This window comes from Microcystis aeruginosa LEGE 91341 (genome assembly GCF_015206885.1).
In the GTDB taxonomy this organism is placed as follows: domain Bacteria; phylum Cyanobacteriota; class Cyanobacteriia; order Cyanobacteriales; family Microcystaceae; genus Microcystis; species Microcystis aeruginosa_H.
The window spans coordinates 1-2,081 of record NZ_JADEXY010000251.1 but is presented as its reverse complement, the minus strand read 5'-3'; the positions used below and the strand labels follow the sequence as shown (position 1 = coordinate 2,081).

Genomic DNA, 2,081 nt, shown 5'->3' with positions numbered 1-2,081 from the left:
CCCCACACCCTGCCCCCAGGAAAACCTTTTTCAGCAGACCCTACTTATGTTTTCCCATCTCATCATCATTAAACCCCTCGGCATGATGTACGGTAGTTCCGGCGCGTTCCTCTCCCCAGAAAACCTTGTCGGACGTTCTGGCTCTAAATTTCCCCCCGATGCCGCCACCTTATCCGGACTATTTTTCAGCGCCAATAAAACGACCCATCAGTATAGCCATCGGGAATTAAGAGACAACCTCTTCATCGCTGGCCCCTTCTGGGCCAAAACCGATAGTCTTCGTAACGTCTATATCCCGATTCCCCGCACGAAAATAATCGCCACCGACGACTCCGACGAATGGCGAATCATAGCTGCACCCGATCGACAAGTCGTCTGGGAGCGAGATTGCGACAAGGACTCAATAGAACCCGAATTTTCCTGGATTTCTAGTGAAGATTGGACAAAATCGGCGCAATACATCGCCGACAACGGATTTGCGGAACTCTCGCCGTGGGAATTTACCCCGATCCTACATCCCAAGCTAGAGATCGATCGACGCTGTGCCGTCGAGAAGGACGGTCTGTTTTTAGAATACGCCGTGCAGATGAAGGAGGAAACCTGTTTGATCTATCTGGCCACCCATCCCCTCGATCCGGGATGGTATAAATTCGGCGGAGAAAATCATCTAGTCGAGATCGAGAGCGTTGAGATTAAACCCGATTGGGCCATCTATCAATTGCTGAGACAGCCAATCGAACAGGCCTTTGCGACGATTACTCCGGCCATCTGGGGATCGAAACGATTTTCCTCCCGAATTCCCGAACAACCCGATTTCCCCTCAGTTCAACTGCTGCTCACCGACAAACCCATCCCCTACCGTTACGGTTTAGGTGGACGCTTGGGACGGGGTAGGTATTCCGTTCCTTCGGGAAGCGTGTATGTGCTGGAAGAACCGATCGGGCGATCGTGGTGGGACTGGCCGGAAGACTGGTTTCCTAGAGAGGGGTTTCCCCTCAAACATATCGGCTGTGGACTATCTCTACCGCTCACAATAAAAGGATTGAATTGAATGTATCTAAAAGCCTACGGCATCATTGAAACCCTTGCCCCACTCCATCTGGGAGCCGCCGCCGGAGAAGAAAGCGGCAACCTTAACCTGATCTTTCGCGATCAGTTCACCCAAACAGGCATAATCCCCAGTAGTTCCCTACGCGGTCGTCTCCGCTCCGATATGTTAGCCCGTTTAACAAGCCAATACAAGAAGCAAGGGCAATCCCCGGAACAGGCCAAAACGAGCGCGTTACAAGAAGTGGAACGCTGGTACGGCCGCGGTGCGGAAAAAAACCGACAGGAAAACTACGATTACGAATCGATTATCAAACCAGAACACGCCTCGATCGTCTGGCTGCCAGTTTTCTGCCCCGGACAACCGATCGTTTGGGTTAGTTGTTCGAGTTTACTGCAACGCTACCAACGCATTGCCGACGTGAAGGCAGACATCCCCCCCGCGTACACCGGCTCGCAAACTCTAACAACCCGTTCCAAAAACAACTCTGACCCCGTACTTTTCTTCAACTTGGGGTTTATCACGGTGAGTTACCCGAATTGGGATCTAACACCCTGGTTTCCCCTCAAAAACCTGCCCGCCGTGGTGGTCGATGACAATGATATGGGTATGATCCACGATATGGCTCTCTATCGTCAAAGTCGCGTGCAGTTAGAAGAGGGGCGGAAAGTGGCGGCTAATAAAGCTTTTTTTAATGTCGAGGCAATACCAGAAGGAACGATCCTCGCTTTTCCCCTTGCCCTTAAACCGATCGATGATAACGTTTGGGACAACTGGAAACCACTGGAACAAGATAAAACAGGGGATATTTATCTAGGGGGACTCGAATCGGTCGGCTTCGGCCACTGCATGATGACCTTGAAAAACTTATCGAAAGTTTAACCAGAAACTGTTAAGTAGGTAGGCGTTAAAAACTATCAGATGCCCCCCTTATCAAGGGGGGACTAAGGGGGGATCTGCACCCCCCTTATCAAGGGGGGCAGGGGGGATCGGCACCCCCCTTATCAAGGGGGGACTAAGGGGGGATCTGCAC

2 protein-coding genes are annotated in these 2,081 nt (G+C 51.6%); both read left to right on the top strand.

What is annotated here, in order from left to right; all coding sequences use genetic code 11:
- The first annotated feature begins 46 nt into the window (after positions 1-46).
- Entirely contained in the window at positions 47-1,051 is a 1,005-nt protein-coding gene (locus IQ234_RS20630) for a CRISPR-associated protein (protein WP_193958445.1), read from the top strand.
- Positions 1,052-1,930, top strand: coding sequence for an RAMP superfamily CRISPR-associated protein (locus IQ234_RS20625; protein WP_193958444.1), 879 nt, complete (start codon positions 1,052-1,054; stop codon positions 1,928-1,930). It abuts the gene before it with no gap.
- Positions 1,931-2,081: the final 151 nt, after the last annotated feature.

What these genes read in the sequence shown, in the direction of transcription:
- IQ234_RS20625 (WP_193958444.1), top strand. Translation starts at nt 1,052, where the DNA reads ATGTATCTAAAAGCCTACGGCATCATTGAAACCCTTGCCCCACTCCAT.
- IQ234_RS20630 (WP_193958445.1), top strand. Translation starts at nt 47, where the DNA reads ATGTTTTCCCATCTCATCATCATTAAACCCCTCGGCATGATGTACGGT.